This window comes from Streptomyces sp. NPDC033270, from assembly GCF_055576575.1.
In genome coordinates, this window is the sequence record NZ_JBVIRA010000004.1 from 359,630 (window position 1) to 373,212 (window position 13,583).

Below are 13,583 nucleotides of genomic sequence, written 5' to 3' on the forward strand. Positions count from 1 at the left end.
ACCAGAGCGCGATCTTTGCCCATCGGAGGCAGGCGGCAGCAGCCATCGACAACTCGACCTGGTCACGGTACGCGCGGCTACGCCATCCGGTCAAACCGGCTCCTCCGCAGGACGAGGAGCCGCCCGTCAGGACACACTATGCACAGCCTGTGGACAACAACTTGAATCCCCAGGCCCGCCCTGACTACCTTGGCTGAACCCCGATTCCTTCCCGCCCGTCCTGAGAATCACACATTCGTGGGACTGTGAGAGAGCGTGCCCTGTGGCTGATGTACCTGCCGATCTTGCCGCAGTGTGGCCCCGCGTGCTCGACCATCTCCTCCGGGCGGAAGCCGACGGCCTCAAGCCCAAGGACCAGGACTGGCTCAAGCGCACCCAGCCGCTGGCGCTGGTCGCCGACACCGCCCTGCTCGCCGTCCCCAACGAATTCGCCAAGGGCGTGCTCGAGGGCCGGCTGGCACCGCTGATCGGGGAAGCCCTCAGCCATGAGTGCGGCCGGCCGATCCGGATCGCGATCACCGTCGACGACTCCTCCGAGGAGCCCCCGGCTCCCGCCGCGCCCACGCCGTCGCAGCACCAGCAGCACCAGTCGCCTGCGCAGCACCAGTCGCCGCAGCAGCAGGCCCCGCACCACCAGCAGTCGCATCAGTCACCGCAGCAGCACGACGCGTATGACTACGAGCGCCGCCACGACACCCGGCAGGGCTATGGGCACCAGGGCGACGACATGCCCGGCGTCCGGCCCGCCTACCCCGACTACCAGCAGCCCCGGCACGAGCCCGGCTCCTGGCCGCAGCACTCCGCCCCCCTTGCCGGCGGCCCCGGACCGCGTGACGACTACGGATGGCAGCAGCAGCACCTCGGCGGCTTCCCCGAGCGCGACCCGTACGCCTCCCCCTCGCACGTACAGCAGCACCAGCAGCACCAGAACGACTACCGTGCGCAGGCCCCCGACCGCAGCGGACCACCGCAGCACTCCGACGGCGGGCGCTCCGCGTACGAACAGCAGCGCCGCGAGCTCACCGAGCACCAGCCCGGCGGGCACAACGGCCGCTCCGGTCCCGGCGCCGTACTGCCCGCACCCAGCGGTGCGCCCGGCCCGCTCGCCGCGCAGCCCGCGCCGGCTACCGGCCCCGGTGAGCCGACCGCGCGGCTGAACCCGAAGTACCTCTTCGACACCTTCGTCATCGGGGCCTCGAACCGCTTCGCGCACGCCGCCGCGGTCGCCGTCGCCGAGGCCCCGGCCAAGGCGTACAACCCCCTGTTCATCTACGGGGAGTCCGGCCTCGGCAAGACCCATCTGCTGCATGCGATCGGGCACTACGCGCGAAGCCTGTACCCGGGGACCCGGGTGCGGTACGTGAGCTCGGAGGAGTTCACCAACGAGTTCATCAACTCCATCCGCGACGGCAAGGCGGACGCGTTCCGCAAGCGCTACCGCGACATGGACATCCTGCTGGTCGACGACATCCAGTTCCTGGCGAGCAAGGAGTCGACGCAGGAGGAGTTCTTCCACACCTTCAACACGCTGCACAACGCCAACAAGCAGATCGTGCTCTCCAGTGACCGGCCGCCCAAGCAGCTGGTCACCCTGGAGGACCGGCTGCGCAACCGCTTCGAGTGGGGTCTGATCACCGACGTCCAGCCGCCCGAGCTGGAGACCCGGATCGCGATCCTGCGCAAGAAGGCGGTGCAGGAGCAGCTGAACGCGCCGCCGGAGGTGCTGGAGTTCATCGCGTCCCGCATCTCGCGCAACATCCGCGAGCTGGAGGGCGCGCTGATCCGGGTCACCGCGTTCGCCTCGCTCAACCGGCAGCCCGTCGACCTGGGGCTGACCGAGATCGTGCTGAAGGACCTGATCCCCGGGGGCGAGGATGCCGCGCCGGAGATCACCGCGACCGCGATCATGGCCTCCACCGCCGACTACTTCGGGCTGACCATCGACGATCTGTGCGGCTCCTCGCGCAGCCGGGTGCTGGTGACCGCCCGCCAGATCGCCATGTACCTGTGCCGGGAGCTCACCGATCTCTCGCTGCCGAAGATCGGCGCGCAGTTCGGCGGCCGGGACCACACGACCGTCATGCACGCCGACCGCAAGATCCGCGCGCTGATGGCCGAGCGGCGCTCGATCTACAACCAGGTCACCGAACTCACCAACCGCATCAAGAACGGCTGAGGCCGCCGGCCGCCGGCCATCGCTGCAGACGCGCCCAGGGCGCCCCGGGACCCGTTCCCGGGGCGCCCTTCGCGTAGAGGGGGAGCGCCGAGGCGTCCGGCCCCGGAACGCACGGGCAGCGGCGCCTGACGAAGCGCTCCCGTGCCGCTCCCGTACCGCTTCGCAGTCGCCCGGAGCCGCCGATTCTCGCTCCCGGAGCCCTCCCGATCTCCTCCCGGACCCGTCCCCAAACCTGTGGAGCACGCCGGCCGTGTTCGATTCCGTGCCTGGTCACGGCCTCTCTCCACAGATTGGGCAAGATTCTTCCGTCCACACCCTGGGGAGAGGAAAGTTATCCCTGTGGGATCCACAGGCCGGGCTTCTGACGGAGCATCGGGGGAGGTCAGCCGCGTGTGGAATTGTGGCCAACCGCTCTCCACAGGCTGTGGACAGCACATCCGTCCACAGGGCGGTGGATGTCTTGTCCACCGGCCGCCCACAGGAGAGCCGCTGTTGTCCCCAGTGATCCCCGGCTTCTCCACACCCCTGTCCACTGTTCGGCAACGCAACACCCCTCCTCACCACGCCGAGTGAAAGCGGTCACACCAAGGTGGTGGGTTGGGCTGTGGGGAACGGGGGTAAAGCTGGGGATGGCACTGGGGAGAAGTACCCCTCCCCTGTGCATCGGGTGTGCAGAACTTCGGGCGGTCCACAGAACCCCCGGCTTTTCCACGGCCGCCGCCCACAGGGGCAGTGGACAAAAAATCCGCGTTGACCTGCACAAAGGCAGTTGTCCACGGTTTCCACAGCCCCTACTACTACGACCACGGATATCTACCGGGGAACTCGTTCGGAAACGGGGCCTGTGCACAAGTTGGCCGCCGGGCGTCCCGGACCGGTCCAGCCGACTTGACCCCGAGCCGCACCGACTGTCGGTGGCGTGCGTCAGACTGGTCTCCGGCAACCCAGCCGACGAAGAAGGCCAGCAGGGCGAGAGCCAGCAACAGCAGGAGGCGGTTTCCGGTGAAGATCCGGGTGGAGCGCGATGTACTCGCGGAGGCAGTGGCCTGGGCGGCCAAGAGCCTCCCGGCCCGTCCGCCGGTGCCCGTCCTCGCGGGCCTGCTGCTGAAGGCGGAGGACGGCGCGCTGAGCCTCTCCGGCTTCGACTACGAGGTCTCGGCGCGGGTCTCGGTGGAGGCCGAGGTCGAGGAGCAGGGCACGGTCCTGGTCTCCGGCCGGCTGCTCGCCGACATCTGCCGTGCGCTCCCCAACCGCCCGGTGGAGATTTCCACCGACGGTGTACGAGTGACCGTCGTCTGCGGCTCCTCGCGGTTCACCCTCCACACCCTTCCTGTGGAGGAGTACCCGTCGCTGCCGACCATGCCCACCGCCACCGGCACCGTCCCCGGTGAGGTCTTCGCCGCTGCCGCCGCCCAGGTGGCCATCGCCGCCGGCCGCGACGACACCCTCCCGGTGCTCACCGGCGTACGGATCGAGATCGAGGGCGACACCGTCACCCTGGCCTCCACCGACCGCTACCGCTTCGCGGTGCGCGAGTTCCTGTGGAAGCCGGAGAGCCCGGACGCCTCCGCCGTCGCGCTGGTCCCGGCGAAGACGCTGCTGGACACCGCCAAGTCGCTGAGCAGCGGCGACACCGTCACGCTCGCGCTGTCCGGCTCCGGCCAGGGCGAGGGCCTGATCGGTTTCGAGGGCGCCGGCCGGCGGACGACGACGCGTCTGCTGGAGGGCGACCTGCCCAAGTACCGCACGCTCTTCCCGACCGAGTTCAACTCCGTCGCCGTGATCGAGACCGCCCCGTTCGTCGAGGCCGTCAAGCGTGTGGCGCTGGTGGCCGAGCGGAACACGCCGGTCCGGCTGAGCTTCGAGCAGGGCGTGCTGATCCTGGAGGCCGGCTCCAGCGACGATGCACAGGCTGTGGAGAGGGTCGACGCGGATCTGGACGGCGACGACATCTCGATCGCCTTCAACCCCGGCTTCCTGCTGGAGGGTCTGTCGGCCATCGACTCCCCGGTGGCCCAGCTGTCCTTCACGACGTCCACCAAGCCGGCGCTGCTGAGCGGCCGCCCGGCCAAGGACGCCGAGGCTGACGACGCGTACAAGTACCTGATCATGCCGGTGCGGCTGTCGGGCTGACGGCCGGGAGCGCGCGGGGCGGCCCTCGCGCGCGGCCGCACTCTGACCAGTGCGGCTGTCGGGCTGAAGGGCCCCTGATGAGCGGCTGAGCCCACAGGTGTGCACGGACCTGCGGGCGTAGGCTCGGACTCGGGTACGAACACGCAACGACTACGTGCAAAGAGGGTCTCTGATGGAGCTCGGTCTCGTCGGTCTCGGCAAGATGGGCGGCAACATGCGCGAGCGCATTCGCCGCGCAGGCCACACCGTCGTCGGTTACGACCGCAACCCGGACCTGGCGGATGTGAACAGCCTCCAGGAGCTTGTGGGCAAGCTCAAGGGGCCGCGGGTGGTCTGGGTCATGGTGCCGGCCGGCGCCGCCACCCAGTCCACGATCGACGAGCTGGCCGAGCTGCTCTCCCCGGGCGACGTCGTCGTGGACGGCGGCAACTCCCGCTGGACCGACGACGAGAAGCACGCCGAGGAGCTCAAGGCCAAGGGCATCGGCTTCGTCGACTGCGGTGTCTCCGGTGGCGTCTGGGGCCTGGAGAACGGCTATGCGCTGATGTACGGCGGCGAGAAGGACGACGTCGCCAAGGTGCAGCCGATCTTCGACGCCCTCAAGCCCGAGGGCGAGTTCGGCTCGGTGCACGCCGGCAAGGTCGGCGCCGGCCACTTCGCGAAGATGGTCCACAACGGCATCGAGTACGCGATGATGCAGGCCTTCGCCGAGGGCTGGGAGCTGCTGGAGAAGGTCGACTCCGTCACCGACGTCCGCGAGATCTTCCGCTCCTGGCAGGAGGGCACGGTCATCCGCTCCTGGCTGCTCGACCTGGCCGTCAACGCGCTGGACGACGACGAGCACCTGGACAAGCTGCGCGGTTTCGCACAGGACTCCGGCGAGGGCCGGTGGACGGTGGAGGCCGCCATCGACAACGCCGTGCCGCTGCCCGCGATCACGGCCTCGCTGTTCGCGCGCTTCGCCTCCCGCCAGGACGACTCCCCGCAGATGAAGATGATCGCCGCGCTGCGCAACCAGTTCGGCGGCCACGCGGTCGAGAGCAAGAAGTAACCCGCAGTAACAGCAGTAGCGGCAAGGAACAGAAAGCCGGGGGAGGTCGGCGTACCGCCATGCACGTATCGCATCTGTCGCTCGCCGACTTCCGCTCGTACGCCCGGGTCGAGGTCCCGCTCGACCCGGGCGTCACGGCTTTCGTGGGCCCCAACGGCCAGGGCAAGACCAACCTGGTCGAGGCGGTCGGCTATCTGGCCACGCTCGGCAGCCACCGGGTCTCCTCGGACGCCCCGCTGGTGCGGATGGGCGCCGAGCGGGCGGTCATCCGTGCCGCGGTCGTCCAGGGCGAGCGTCAGCAGCTGATCGAGCTGGAGCTGAACCCCGGCCGGGCCAATCGCGCACGTATCAACCGGTCCTCGCAGGTCAGACCGCGTGATGTGCTCGGCATCGTACGGACGGTGCTGTTCGCGCCGGAGGATCTGGCGCTGGTCAAGGGCGACCCCGGGGAGCGCCGGCGGTTCCTGGACGAGCTGATCACCGCCCGCTCGCCGCGGATGGCCGGGGTGCGTTCGGACTACGACCGCGTCCTCAAGCAGCGCAACACCCTGCTCAAGACCGCGGCCCTGGCGCGACGGCACGGCGGGCGGCAGATGGACCTGTCGACGCTGGACGTATGGGACCAGCACCTGGCGCGGGCCGGGGCCGAGCTGCTGGCGCAGCGCCTCGATCTGATCGCCGCGCTGCAGCCGCTCGCGGACAAGGCCTATGAGCAGCTGGCGCCCGGCGGTGGGCCGCTGGCGCTGGAGTACCGCGGTTCGGCGGGCGAGGCGATGGCCGCCGCCTCGACCCGCGAGGAGCTGTACGGCGTGCTGCTGGCGGCGCTCGGCGAGGCCCGCAAGGGGGAGATCGAGCGCGGGGTGACGCTGGTCGGCCCGCATCGGGACGATCTGCTGCTCAGGCTGGGGCAGCTGCCGGCCAAGGGGTACGCCAGTCACGGCGAGTCCTGGTCGTATGCGCTGGCGCTGCGGCTGGCCTCGTACGACCTGCTGCGCGCCGAGGGCAATGAGCCGGTGCTGGTGCTCGACGACGTCTTCGCCGAGCTGGACGCGCGGCGCCGGGAGCGGCTGGCGGAGCTGGTGGCCCCGGGCGAACAGGTGCTGGTGACCGCCGCGGTGGACGACGATGTGCCCGGGGTGCTGACCGGCGCGCGCTACGCGGTGGCGGACGGCGCCGTGGAGAGGGTGGCCTCGTGAGCGAGCGGAGCGAGCGAACCATGAGAAGGCGCGCGCCTCGCGAATGCGAGGCCGAGCGGAGCGAGGTCTCGGCGTGAGCGAGGAGCAGCCCGGCCGCCCCAAGCCTCCGGAGCTGTCCGGTGTGGATCTGGCCCGGCAGGCGCTGGTGGCCGCCAAGGAGCAGGCGCGCGCGCGGGGCGCGGCCGCACAGCAGAAGAAGCAGGCCCGGCGCGGCGGGCTGCGCTCGGGCGCGCGGGCGGACGGCCGCGATCCGCTGCCGCTCGGGGCGGCGATCAACCGGCTGATCACGGAGCGCGGCTGGGAGACCCCGGCCGCGGTCGGCGGGGTGATGGGGCGCTGGCCGCAGCTGGTCGGGCCCGAGGTGGCGCAGCACTGCGAGCCGCAGAAGTACGACGAGGACGCCCGGGTGCTGACGGTGGGCTGCGACTCGACGGCGTGGGCGACGCAGCTGCGGCTGCTGGCGCCGACGCTGGTGGCGCGGCTCAACGAGGACCTGGGCCACGGCACCGTAAAGCTGATCAAGGTGCTGGGTCCCGGCGGCCCCGCGCGCCGGTACGGAGCGCTGCGGGCACCGGGCAGCAAGGGCCCCGGAGATACCTACGGGTGAGCCCCAGGGCGCCGGTAAACACATGAGGCGGGTGAGACTCCGCTCACGGTAGCCGGCGGTTGACAGTCCGAAGCGCTGAGTGCCCGTGTGAGCGTCCTGGGGCCCCTTCTCGGATATGGGGAGTCGGCGGACGCCAGTTCAGGGCGGCACATGACGACTCAGGTGCCTGCAAACCCCCATGAGTGTCAGCGCTACCGGTAGACTGGTGGCAATCCCGCCCACTCGCGGAACATGTCGAACGACGCAGCCGCTCCCGCCTGTCCTCCCGGGGTGACCCGCACAGGCGCGGAAGGGCTTGTGCTGTGCCAGAAAGGGCGCTTCGTGGCCGACTCCGGCGACCTCAACGAGAACAACACGGCTTCTACTGAAGAGGGGGTTCCTGCCGGCGCCCTGGGCGACTCCTCGGTGGAGAAGTCGTACGACGCCAGCGCGATCACCGTCCTCGAAGGCCTGGACGCGGTTCGCAAGCGCCCTGGCATGTACATCGGCTCGACGGGCGAGCGCGGTCTGCACCACCTCGTGCAAGAGGTCGTCGACAACTCCGTCGACGAGGCGATGGCCGGGCACGCCGACACCATCGACGTGACGATCCTGTCCGACGGCGGCGTGCGGGTGGTCGACAACGGCCGCGGCATCCCCGTCGGCATCGTGCCGTCCGAGAACAAGCCGGCCGTCGAGGTCGTGCTGACCGTCCTGCACGCCGGCGGCAAGTTCGGCGGCGGCGGCTACGCGGTCTCCGGTGGTCTGCACGGCGTGGGCGTCTCCGTCGTCAACGCGCTGTCGACGCGCGTCGCGGTGGAGATCAAAACGGACGGCTACCGCTGGACGCAGGAGTACAAGCAGGGTGTGCCGACCGCCCCGCTGGCCAAGCACGAGGCCACCGAGGAAGCCGGTACGTCGGTGACGTTCTGGGCCGACCCGGACATCTTCGAGACCACCACCTACAGCTTCGAGACGCTCTCCCGGCGCTTCCAGGAGATGGCGTTCCTCAACAAGGGCCTGTCGATCTCGCTGCGCGACGAGCGCCCGGACCATGTGGACGAGGAGGGCAACCCGCTCTCGGTCCGCTACCACTACGAGGGCGGCATCGTCGACTTCGTGAAGTACCTCAACTCGCGCAAGGGCGAGCTGGTGCATCCGACGGTGATCGCGGTGGAGGCCGAGGACAAGGAGCGGCTGCTCTCGGTCGAGCTGGCGATGCAGTGGAACACCCAGTACAGCGAGGGTGTCTACAGCTTCGCCAACACCATCCACACCCACGAGGGCGGTACCCACGAAGAGGGCTTCCGCGCGGCGCTGACGGGTCTGATCAACCGCTACGCCCGCGACAAGAAGCTGCTGCGCGAGAAGGACGACAACCTCACGGGCGAGGACATCCGCGAGGGTCTGACGGCGATCATCTCGGTCAAGCTCGGCGAGCCGCAGTTCGAGGGCCAGACCAAGACGAAGCTGGGCAACACCGAGGCCAAGACCTTTGTGCAGAAGGTCGTCCACGAGCACCTCACGGACTGGCTCGACCGCAACCCCAACGAGGCCGCGGACATCGTCCGCAAGGGCATCCAGGCCGCGACCGCCCGGGTGGCCGCCCGTAAGGCGCGCGATCTGACCCGCCGCAAGGGCCTGCTGGAGACGGCGTCGCTGCCGGGCAAGCTGAGCGACTGCCAGTCCAACGACCCCACCCAGTGCGAGATCTTCATCGTCGAGGGTGACTCCGCCGGCGGCTCGGCCAAGTCCGGCCGCAACCCGGAGTACCAGGCGATCCTGCCGATCCGAGGAAAGATCCTCAACGTCGAGAAGGCACGGGTCGACAAGATCCTGCAGAACAACGAGGTCCAGGCGCTGATCTCGGCGTTCGGCACGGGCGTGCACGAGGACTTCGACATCGAGAAGCTCCGCTATCACAAGATCATTCTGATGGCGGACGCCGACGTCGACGGTCAGCACATCAACACCCTGCTGCTCACGTTCCTCTTCCGCTTCATGCGCCCGCTGGTCGAGGCCGGCCACGTCTACCTCTCCCGCCCCCCGCTGTACAAGATCAAGTGGGGTCGGGACGACTTCGAGTACGCCTACTCCGACGCGGAGCGGGACGCCCTGGTCGAGCTCGGCAAGCAGAACGGCAAGCGGATCCGCGAGGACTCCATCCAGCGGTTCAAGGGTCTCGGCGAGATGAACGCCGAGGAGCTGCGGGTGACGACCATGGACATCGACCACCGCGTCCTCGGCCAGGTCTCGCTGGACGACGCGGCCCGCGCCGACGACCTGTTCTCGGTGCTCATGGGTGAGGACGTCGAGGCGCGCCGCTCGTTCATCCAGCGCAACGCCAAGGACGTCCGCTTCCTCGACATCTGAGCCCTGTCGGCCCGAACAACAGCCGCAGCTCGAAAGGACTTTGAACCACCATGGCCGACGAGAACCCCCCTGTGACCCCGGACGGCGTGACCGCCGAGGGCGCGCCCGCCGCCATCGAGGGCGTCGGGATGCGCGTCGAGCCCGTCGGGCTCGAGACGGAGATGCAGCGCTCCTACCTCGACTACGCGATGTCCGTCATCGTCTCGCGTGCGCTGCCGGACGTCCGCGACGGCCTCAAGCCCGTCCACCGCCGCGTCCTGTACGCGATGTACGACGGCGGGTACCGCCCCGAGAAGGGCTTCTACAAGTGCGCCCGCGTCGTCGGCGACGTCATGGGTACGTACCACCCGCACGGCGACTCCTCGATCTACGACGCGCTGGTGCGCCTGGCGCAGCCGTGGTCGATGCGGATGCCGCTGGTCGACTCCAACGGCAACTTCGGCTCCCCGGGCAACGACCCGGCCGCGGCCATGCGGTACACCGAGTGCAAGATGAAGTCGCTGTCCATGGAGATGCTCCGGGACATCGACGAGGAGACCGTCGACTTCCAGGACAACTACGACGGCCGTAACCAGGAGCCGACGGTCCTGCCGTCCCGCTTCCCCAACCTGCTGATCAACGGCTCGGCCGGTATCGCGGTCGGCATGGCCACCAACATCCCGCCGCACAACCTGCGCGAGGTCGCCGCCGGCGCCCAGTGGGCGCTGGAGCACCCGGAGGCCTCCCACGAGGAGCTGCTGGAAGCGCTGATCGAGCGGATCAAGGGCCCGGACTTCCCCACCGGCGCGCTGGTGGTGGGCCGCAAGGGCATCGAGGAGGCGTACCGCACCGGCCGCGGCTCGATCACGATGCGTGCGGTGGTGGCGGTGGAGGAGATCCAGAACCGCCAGTGCCTGGTGGTCACCGAGCTGCCCTACCAGGTCAACCCGGACAACCTCGCGCAGAAGATCGCCGACCTGGTCAAGGACGGCAAGATCGGCGGCATCGCGGACGTCCGCGACGAGACCTCCTCGCGCACCGGCCAGCGCCTGGTGATCGTCCTCAAGCGGGACGCGGTCGCCAAGGTCGTCCTGAACAACCTCTACAAGCACACCGATCTGCAGACCAACTTCGGTGCGAACATGCTCGCCCTGGTGGACGGCGTGCCGCGCACGCTCTCCCTGGACGCGTTCATCCGCAACTGGGTCACGCACCAGGTCGAGGTCATCGTCCGCCGTACGAAGTTCCGGCTGCGCAAGGCCGAGGAGCGGGCGCACATCCTGCGCGGTCTGCTCAAGGCGCTGGACGCCATCGACGAGGTCATCGCGCTGATCCGGCGCAGTGAGACGGTCGACGTGGCCCGCGAGGGCCTGATGGGCCTGCTGGAGATCGACGAGATCCAGGCCAACGCGATCCTGGAGATGCAGCTGCGCCGGCTGGCCGCCCTGGAGCGCCAGAAGATCACCGCCGAGCACGACGAGCTGCAGCGCAAGATCAACGAGTACAACGCGATCCTGGCCTCCCCGGAGCGCCAGCGTCAGATCATCAGCGAGGAACTCGCCGCGATCGTCGAGAAGTTCGGCGACGACCGGCGCTCGAAGCTGGTGCCCTTCGAGGGCGACATGTCCATCGAGGACCTGATCGCCGAGGAGGACATCGTCGTCACGATCTCCCGTGGCGGCTATGTGAAGCGCACCAAGACCGACGACTACCGCTCCCAGAAGCGCGGCGGCAAGGGCGTACGGGGCACGAAGCTCAAGGAAGACGACATCGTCGACCACTTCTTCGTCTCCACCACCCACCACTGGCTGCTGTTCTTCACGAACAAGGGCCGGGTCTACCGCGCCAAGGCCTACGAGCTGCCCGACGCGGGGCGCGACGCGCGCGGCCAGCACGTCGCCAACCTCCTGGCCTTCCAGCCGGACGAGCAGATCGCGCAGATCCTGGCGATCCGCGACTACGAGGCCACGCCGTATCTGGTGCTCGCCACCAAGGCCGGCCTGGTGAAGAAGACCCCGCTCAAGGACTACGACTCCCCGCGCTCCGGCGGTGTGATCGCGATCAACCTGCGCGAGCAGGAGGACGGCAGCGACGACGAGCTGATCGGCGCCGAGCTGGTGTCGGAGACCGACGATCTGCTGCTGATCAGCAAGAAGGCGCAGTCGATCCGCTTCACGGCGACGGACGAGGCGCTGCGCCCGATGGGCCGGGCCACTTCCGGTGTGAAGGGCATGAGCTTCCGCGAGGGCGACGAGCTGCTGTCGATGAACGTGGTCCGCGCCGGTACGTACGTCTTCACCGCCACGGACGGCGGGTACGCCAAGCGCACCGCGGTCGACGAGTACCGCGTCCAGGGCCGCGGTGGCCTGGGAATCAAGGCCGCCAAGATCGTCGAGGACCGGGGCTCGCTGGTGGGCGCGCTGGTCGTCGAGGAGACGGACGAGATCCTCGCCATCACCCTCGGCGGTGGCGTGATCCGCACACGGGTCAACGAGGTCCGTGAGACCGGCCGTGACACCATGGGCGTCCAATTGATCAACCTCGGCAAGCGTGATGCCGTCGTCGGCATCGCGCGGAACGCCGAGGCCGGCCGGGAAGCCGAGGAGGTCGACGCGGGCGAGGCGCCCGAGGAGGCCGAGGGGACCGAGCTCGCGGCGGAGTAGCGCAAGGAGTAGGTCGTGAGTGGAGCCACGGGCGCTGCGGCGGGTGGACCGGGAGACAACAAGAGCTCCCCGTCCGGACCCGCTACCGTGACGGAGCACAGCGCCCGTGGCTCTGCCATTTCTGACAACGGCCCCCGAGACGAGGGCTCGCACCAGGGGAGAACCGTGTCCGACACCCGACAACCACAGCCGCAGTCCCAGCCGCAGCCGCGTCCCCAGGGAGCGGCAGAGGCGGCCCAGGGTGCCCCACAGCAGCCGTATCAGCCGCCTCAGGCGTATCCCACCGGCGGTGGGCAGGACGGCGGGCAGGCGGTGCGCAGGCCGCGTACGGGCGCCCGTACGGTCCCGCGGACGCGCAAGGCCCGGCTGCGGGTGGCGCGGGCCGATCCGTGGTCGGTGATGAAGGTCAGCTTCCTGCTCTCCATCGCGCTGGGCATCTGCACGGTCGTGGCCGTCGCGGTGCTGTGGATGGTCATGAACGCGATGGGGGTCTTCTCCACCGTCGGCGGGACGATCAGCGAGGCGACCGGCTCCGGTGACGGCAGCGGCTTCGACCTGCAGTCGTTCCTGTCGCTGCCGCGGGTGCTGCTGTTCACGTCGATCATCGCGGTGATCGACGTGGTGCTGGCGACCGCGCTGGCCACCCTCGGTGCCTTCATCTACAACCTGTCGGCCGGCTTCGTCGGCGGTGTGGAGCTCACGCTCGCCGAGGACGAGTGAGTCCCCGGCGGGAGGGCTTCCGGGGGCCCTCGGGAACCGATTTTGGGAACGCCTCTGAAGTGCGCTAATCTTTCGGTGCAGCGAACGCGCGGCTATAGCTCAGACGGTTAGAGCGCTTCCCTGATAAGGAAGAGGCCCCAGGTTCAAGTCCTGGTAGCCGCACTGCACAATCGGCCCGGCCGGGGAACTCCCCGGCCGGGCCGATTCGTTGTACGGAGGCGGAAGTTGGCTCGCGAAGCAGGCCTCGGACGAGGTGTTGCCGACTGCGGGCTAGGTAACCGATCGGTATCGGCCGGTGTGTATCATCGGCCGACATAGGTCCCCTACGTCAACGAAAGACGAGGTCGCGCGGTGAAGAAGCTTCTCCTGGTCGCACTGGCCGCCATCGGCGGGCTCCTCGTGTACCGCCAGATCCAGGCGGATCGCGCCGAGCAGGATCTGTGGACGGAGGCGACCGACTCCGTGCCCGCAGGTTCGGGTGTCTGAGACCCATAAACGCACAGCACGCTGGTGTGAAACCCCGATTGCCGCTGGGTGATCGGGGTTTCGCATGTCGGGGGACGGGCGGGACGGCATGCGGTGGCCGTACCGGGGTGGCCGATTGTCGTTGCGGTACCGTGACGGTGATCCTCTTGAGTTTGCTATAGCACACCATTAGCTTGCATTAGCAAAGTTTCTGTCTGTGATGTGACCAGCAGGACACAAG

The 13,583-nt window shown here is 69.0% G+C and carries 9 protein-coding genes and 1 tRNA gene; all 10 read left to right on the forward strand.

What is annotated here, in order from left to right; translation table 11 throughout:
- Window positions 1-262 precede the first annotated feature (262 nt).
- The 10 genes from dnaA to ACZ5XZ_RS09860 all read left to right on the forward strand — a co-directional run bounded on the left by dnaA (window position 263) and on the right by ACZ5XZ_RS09860 (window position 13,363).
- Entirely contained in the window at window positions 263-2,176 is a 1,914-nt protein-coding gene (gene dnaA, locus ACZ5XZ_RS09815) for a chromosomal replication initiator protein DnaA (protein WP_468975906.1), read from the forward strand.
- Window positions 2,177-3,178: 1,002 nt separating this feature from the next.
- The gene (gene dnaN / locus ACZ5XZ_RS09820) at window positions 3,179-4,309 is read left to right on the forward strand and encodes a DNA polymerase III subunit beta (RefSeq protein WP_468975909.1); all 1,131 of its coding nucleotides are present in this window, start codon (window positions 3,179-3,181) and stop codon (window positions 4,307-4,309) included.
- Window positions 4,310-4,481: 172 nt separating this feature from the next.
- Entirely contained in the window at window positions 4,482-5,360 is an 879-nt protein-coding gene (gene gnd, locus ACZ5XZ_RS09825) for a phosphogluconate dehydrogenase (NAD(+)-dependent, decarboxylating) (protein WP_468975911.1), read from the forward strand.
- 59 nt (window positions 5,361-5,419) lie between these two features.
- Entirely contained in the window at window positions 5,420-6,556 is a 1,137-nt protein-coding gene (gene recF, locus ACZ5XZ_RS09830) for a DNA replication/repair protein RecF (protein WP_468975913.1), read from the forward strand.
- 43 nt (window positions 6,557-6,599) lie between these two features.
- A complete protein-coding gene (locus tag ACZ5XZ_RS09835) occupies window positions 6,600-7,163 on the forward strand; it encodes a DciA family protein (protein WP_468975916.1) in 564 nt (187 codons plus the stop codon).
- A gap of 297 nt (window positions 7,164-7,460) precedes the next feature.
- Complete coding sequence (gene gyrB, locus ACZ5XZ_RS09840) at window positions 7,461-9,515, forward strand: DNA topoisomerase (ATP-hydrolyzing) subunit B (protein WP_468975990.1); 2,055 nt, start codon at window positions 7,461-7,463, stop codon at window positions 9,513-9,515.
- Between the two features lie 50 nt (window positions 9,516-9,565).
- Window positions 9,566-12,157: a DNA gyrase subunit A gene (gyrA, locus tag ACZ5XZ_RS09845; protein WP_468975918.1), complete on the forward strand. Its 2,592-nt coding sequence runs from the start codon at window positions 9,566-9,568 to the stop codon at window positions 12,155-12,157.
- Between the two features lie 15 nt (window positions 12,158-12,172).
- Window positions 12,173-12,877, forward strand: coding sequence for a DUF3566 domain-containing protein (locus ACZ5XZ_RS09850; protein ID WP_468975921.1), 705 nt, complete (start codon window positions 12,173-12,175; stop codon window positions 12,875-12,877).
- An 88-nt stretch (window positions 12,878-12,965) separates the two neighbouring features.
- Window positions 12,966-13,039 (forward strand) — tRNA-Ile (locus ACZ5XZ_RS09855).
- Between the two features lie 189 nt (window positions 13,040-13,228).
- Window positions 13,229-13,363 (forward strand): DLW-39 family protein, encoded by a 135-nt coding sequence (locus ACZ5XZ_RS09860; RefSeq protein ID WP_003958712.1) that lies wholly within the window; start codon window positions 13,229-13,231, stop codon window positions 13,361-13,363.
- The last annotated feature ends 220 nt before the right edge of the window (window positions 13,364-13,583 follow it).

Excerpts from the sequence above, each read along its gene's own strand:
- gyrA (WP_468975918.1), top strand. The coding sequence starts at position 9,566 with ATGGCCGACGAGAACCCCCCTGTGACCCCGGACGGCGTGACCGCCGAG.
- recF (WP_468975913.1), top strand. The coding sequence starts at position 5,420 with ATGCACGTATCGCATCTGTCGCTCGCCGACTTCCGCTCGTACGCCCGG.
- ACZ5XZ_RS09835 (WP_468975916.1), top strand. The coding sequence starts at position 6,600 with ATGCGAGGCCGAGCGGAGCGAGGTCTCGGCGTGAGCGAGGAGCAGCCC.
- gnd (WP_468975911.1), top strand. The coding sequence starts at position 4,482 with ATGGAGCTCGGTCTCGTCGGTCTCGGCAAGATGGGCGGCAACATGCGC.